Below are 4,659 nucleotides of genomic sequence, written 5' to 3' on the forward strand. Positions count from 1 at the left end.
CGGAATCCTGCTGGAGACGACCAGCCTCGTGGCGCGCGGGCCCGCGGCCTCCTGCAGCGCAGCACGCTACGCGGTGCTCGGCATAGGCATCAACGTGCTGCCGCGCAGCGCCGAGGGCCTGAGCCTGCCGCCAGGCAGCCTGCAGGACCTGGAGCCCGGGCTCGACGCCCCCGCCGCGCTGCTGCGCATCGTGGGACCGCTGGTGGCCATGCTGCAGGCGTTCGAGCAGCACGGCTTTGGCCCCGTGCAGCCGCGTTTTGCGGCCCGCGACCTGCTGCACGGCCGCGCCGTGGCGCTCAGCGACGGCCGCACGGGCAGCGCGCATGGCGTGCGCGAGGACGGCGCGCTGCTGGTGCGCATGGCCGGCGCACTGCAGGCCATCAGCGGCGCCGAAATCAGCGTCCGGCCCAGCGCCGCGCAGCCGGTGTGATCGGTGTGATGTTTTCTCTGTCGAAAGGGCCCGTTCCATGCTGCGCTTTGCACTGATCGTGCTGCTGCTGGCCAACGCCGGCTACGGCGCCTGGTCGCATGGCCTGCTGCGCCCCTGGGGCCTGGCCCCGCAAGAGCAGACCGAACCCCAGCGCATGCGGCAGCAGATCCGGCCCGAGACGCTGCAGATCCTGAAGTCGAATCCGAACCCGGGCGCAGCGGCAGGCCCCCCGGACCCGCAGCCCCCTGTGTCCGCGCAACCCGCCGGCGAATGCCTGCAGGCCGGCGTTTTCGACGAACGCCAGGCGGCCGCCCTGCGCGCCGCAACCGCGGCCCTGCCCCAGGACAGTTGGGTGCTCGAGCCCACGCCCCTGCAGACCGGCCGCTGGATGGTCTACATGGGGCGTTTCGACGACCTGGAAACGCTGGACAAAAAGCGCACCGAACTGCGCACGCGCAAAGTGGATTTCGACCGCGCGGGCGGCACGCTGGAGCCGGGCCTGTCGCTGGGCCGCTTCTCTTCGGAAAACGCCGCCAAGCGCGAACTGGCGAACCTGGTCAGCCAGGGCGTGCGCACGGCCCGCGTGGTCCAGGAACGCCCCGAATCCCCGGGCTTTACGCTGCGCCTGCCCGCAGTCAACGAGGCGCTGCGCCCGCAACTCGAGACCCTGCGCAACGCCATGGCCGGCAAGACGCTGCGCGCCTGCGGCTGAGCCGAGTGCATGGGCGACCAACCGCAGCGCTTCATCGAGCGAGGGTGGGTCAGGCTACTGATGCAGGGCGGCCGGGCGGCGAAACTGGGCGCTTTGGCTCACAAAAACGCCCATGATGATCACAAGAACCATGCAAATCTGGAATATCGTCAATCGTTCGTCGAGAAATACGAACGCCAGCCCCACCGAGAATACCGGGATCAGATTGAGATACGCGCTGGCGATCATGGCAGTTGATTTTGCGACGCCCCAGTTGTATAGAAAATACCCGCCAAACGTGACGAAGGTCGCGAGGTAGAAGATGGCGATCCACGCACTGGTGGGCACTGTGGCGGGGATATCGGCGGTCCAAAGCAGGGGTGCAAAGAGAAGCGCGCCACCAAACGCCTGCAGGGCGGTCAGGAAGAGCGGGCTGTAGCGGTCGGACAGTTTTTTCAGCACCACGATGTAGATCGTCGAGGACGCCATGGCCCCGAATTCCAGCGTATTCCCGAGCCAGGGATTGGGCGAGCTTTCGATGCTCGGCGAAGCGGCTGTCAGCAGGACTGCGCCGACGATGGAGATCGCGGCGCCAATGAAAGTCACCAGGCTGGGACGCTCCCTGAGGAAGACCCAGGCCGACAGGGCGAGCAGAGGGGGTTGCAGCGAGTTGATCGTCCCTGCTGCGGATGCAGACGTGTACTTCAACGCCTGCGATTCAAGAAAGAAGTAAAGGCCCGGGTCGCACACCGACATGATGAGAAAGTATTTCCAATCGCCGCGCGTGTATGCCATGCCACGCCATAGCCTGTATATCAGGATAAAGCATGACGAGGCAATGATCATTCTGATGAGGACGATCAATCCCGGGTCCATATGACCCACGGCGTGTTTCATGGCAACAAATGAGCTTGCCCAAAAGAAAACCGCGAGGACCAGTGCTGCCTGGGCCCACACTGGATTTTCCTTTGCCCGTGCCATCAAATCATTCTCCGGATAGGGGTCGGATCCGGCGCGGTGGCACAAATCCTGGATCGCATGGTGCGCTGGCGTTGGCGTGCGTGCCTGTCAACTGTGGCTCGGCCGCGTGCATTGCCAATGCTTTCTACCAGAAACCCGCTGCCCAGCGTTCTCAGCCAGGGCGTTGCGTCGATAAAAAGCCTCAAGCGCGATCTGGATGCCGGCGTCCCGCTGAGCGCGCCACCTCGGCGCGAAGGAAAACACCTGGACGAAACGCGGCAGTCGGGACGCCTGCGTTCGGCGGGCCCGGCGGTGGCCTGGCGTCAGAGGCCGGAGAGCACCGCCGTGCTATGCAGCGCTGTCGGACGAAACGCTCGGGGCCGCAGGAGCCTGGGGCGGGTCGATGGGCAGCGGGCGGCCAGCGACTTGGCGCAGGCGGAGGTACTCGGCCATTACCTTGGCCACATAGCCGCCGTCGTCGGTGTTGGCCGCGCCCGCGTAATGGCGCAGGCCGCCCTCCAGGGATCCGGCGCGCGCAATGCATTCCTGCAAGACCTTCACCCCCACGCGCAGGTTGCTCACCGGGTCGAAGGCGTGCCCGCCGAAGTTCTGGTACTTGTCGGCGTGCACCCGGGTCATGACCTGCATCAGGCCCTGGGCGCCCATGGCGCTCTGCGCGAACGGATTGAATTTCGATTCGATGGCCATGATGGCCAGGATCAGCGCCGGATCGATCCTGGAGCGCGCGCCGATGCCGTAGGTTTCGGCCACCAGCACGCCCAGCGGCTCGGTGGCCACACGGTACTTTTTGCTCAGCCAGAAGGCCACGGCGGCTTGCTCCCGGGGCAGTTCCTTGGGGTTTCCGGCCGTGGCGTGCTCGCTGGCCTTGGGCTCAGCAAGGGGGCGGGGATTTCCACCGGGTCCACCTGGCGCGCCTGCAACCAGTGCTGGAGCTGCTCCTTGCCGGCTTGGCGCAGGTCCGGGCGGGCCGTGAGGACGATGAGTACAAAGGCAACGGCCAGGCCGACGAGGGTCAGGCCGTTGCGGGTGATGGCAAGAGCCTCCCCGGTCGCGCGCACGGCAAGGCGGCGCAGGCCGGAGACGGTTTTTTCTGATGCTGTCATGAATCTCCTTTTCTCTGGAGGCGGGACTGCGCCCCTTGGGCAGATCGCCATCGGATTTCGAGGGGGGATTCCCTGATCTGATTGAGCCGGGTTCGGCTGTGGGCCGGTTTTTCTTGTGGGGCTCGTTGGTGAAGCGGCGGATTCTAGAAGCCTGCGAAATACACAGTCAATACTAACAAAAGTAATTTTAGGACGTTTTGGTTATGAAAAGTTTCAGAAAATCCTCCAGAACTGCGCAGCGCAGGATGGGCGCTGTTCCGTGGGGGCTCATGAAAAATTCAATCGATCATCTTGTTTCCATTGAGAATCCTGTTTGAGTTGTCGCTGCGACTTTGGTAAGGTCCGCATGGCCTGTGGAATTCAGGCGTCGCCAGACGAAGCGAAGTCTCCCTCCGAGGGCATTCAGTGCCAAGGTGCAGCAGATGCCGCTTCCATGGCAAACCCTTGGGGGCAATACCTTGCCTCCGCGCCATGCGGACCGTTCATCTCCGCGTTGCGAGCGATGGCAAAGACCGTTGTGTCAGCCGTCAAGCCCGGCGGGCAGGCCACGAGGTGCTGTCCGTCGGGCTTTCTTGTTTGTTTCCGCAGTGTGCCAAACCCGGTGAAAATAGCCTTTTCCATAGTTGCTGCCTTGGCGCGTGCGCTGCGCCCGCCACGGCAGACCCCCAGGCGGAGCGCGCGCAACGTGGCCTCCGCCGTCCACTGGATCCCTGTTTCCATTTTTTTCCTGCAGCCACATGTCCGACGCATCTGAAGTGAATCCAGTCCCGGCCAAACCCCAGGCGCCGCATGCGCTCGACGCGCTGACCGGCGGCGCCTTTTCTGCCGCCACCTCGGGCGAGCGCGCCGCGCGCATCCGCGACTGGCTGGCCACCGAGCCCGCATCCGGGCAGTTGCAGGAAGTCTTCAAGGAGCTCAGCGCGCGCGACAAGGGCGCAGCCCGTGCGGTGCGCGAGCGCCTGAATGAAATCCGCCGCGCGAAGGAGCAGGAAGCCATTGCCGCCGAATGGGCCGAGAAGGCCCAGGCGCTGCTCACTGCGCCAAAGCTGAACATCGCCGACGCGATGGCCTGGCAGCGCGACGCGGCCAAGGCCGGCGCGCCCTTGTCGCGCGAGCCGCTGTCGCTGCTCAAGCTGCAATTGGCGGACCGGGTGCGGGTCATCGAAGACCTGCAGCATCGCGTGCAGGTACAGCGCGAGGCCGCCGTGCTGCTGGCGCAGCGCATCGAGGTGTTCTCCACCAAGCCCTGGCGCGACGCGCTCGCAGCGCTCGAACCGCTGCGCACGGACGTCGCCCGCTGGCAGGAGCAGGCCCGGGAACTCACCGGCGATGCGTGCTGGGCGAGCGTGGATATGCGCTTTCCCCCCTTGCTCGACGCGTCCCGCAGCCAGTTGCTGGTGGTCTGGGATGCGTTTCAGCCGGCGCTCGCGCAGGCCATCGCCGCCGCCGAGGAC

Annotated in this window: 3 protein-coding genes and 2 pseudogenes; 3 read left to right on the forward strand and 2 right to left on the reverse strand. The window is 65.4% G+C overall.

What is annotated here, in order from left to right; all coding sequences use genetic code 11:
- Positions 1-430: biotin--[acetyl-CoA-carboxylase] ligase (locus VTU_RS0123570; protein WP_010109994.1), on the forward strand; the 430-nt coding region annotated here is incomplete at its 5' end.
- Positions 431-467: 37 nt separating this feature from the next.
- Positions 468-1,142 carry a hypothetical protein gene (locus VTU_RS0123575; RefSeq protein WP_010109996.1) on the forward strand — a complete coding sequence of 225 codons (675 nt, stop codon included), beginning with the start codon at positions 468-470 and terminating at the stop codon, positions 1,140-1,142.
- A 54-nt stretch (positions 1,143-1,196) separates the two neighbouring features.
- Here VTU_RS0123575 and VTU_RS0123580 read toward each other — a convergent pair whose 3' ends face one another.
- Positions 1,197-2,102 carry a DMT family transporter gene (locus VTU_RS0123580; protein WP_081479944.1) on the reverse strand — a complete coding sequence of 302 codons (906 nt, stop codon included), beginning with the start codon at positions 2,100-2,102 and terminating at the stop codon, positions 1,197-1,199.
- 327 nt (positions 2,103-2,429) lie between these two features.
- Positions 2,430-3,205: pseudogene (locus tag VTU_RS30120) on the reverse strand (lytic transglycosylase domain-containing protein).
- Positions 3,206-3,942: 737 nt separating this feature from the next.
- Between VTU_RS30120 and VTU_RS0123590 the strand changes: the two are divergent.
- Positions 3,943-4,659: pseudogene (locus VTU_RS0123590) on the forward strand (DUF349 domain-containing protein); the annotation flags it as partial.

The sequence above is a fragment of the Verminephrobacter aporrectodeae subsp. tuberculatae At4 genome, from assembly GCF_000193225.1.
Classification (GTDB): Bacteria; Pseudomonadota; Gammaproteobacteria; order Burkholderiales; family Burkholderiaceae_C; genus Acidovorax; species Acidovorax aporrectodeae.

Excerpts from the sequence above, each read along its gene's own strand:
- VTU_RS0123575 (WP_010109996.1), top strand. The coding sequence starts at position 468 with ATGCTGCGCTTTGCACTGATCGTGCTGCTGCTGGCCAACGCCGGCTAC.
- VTU_RS0123580 (WP_081479944.1), bottom strand. The coding sequence starts at position 2,102 with ATGGCACGGGCAAAGGAAAATCCAGTGTGGGCCCAGGCAGCACTGGTC.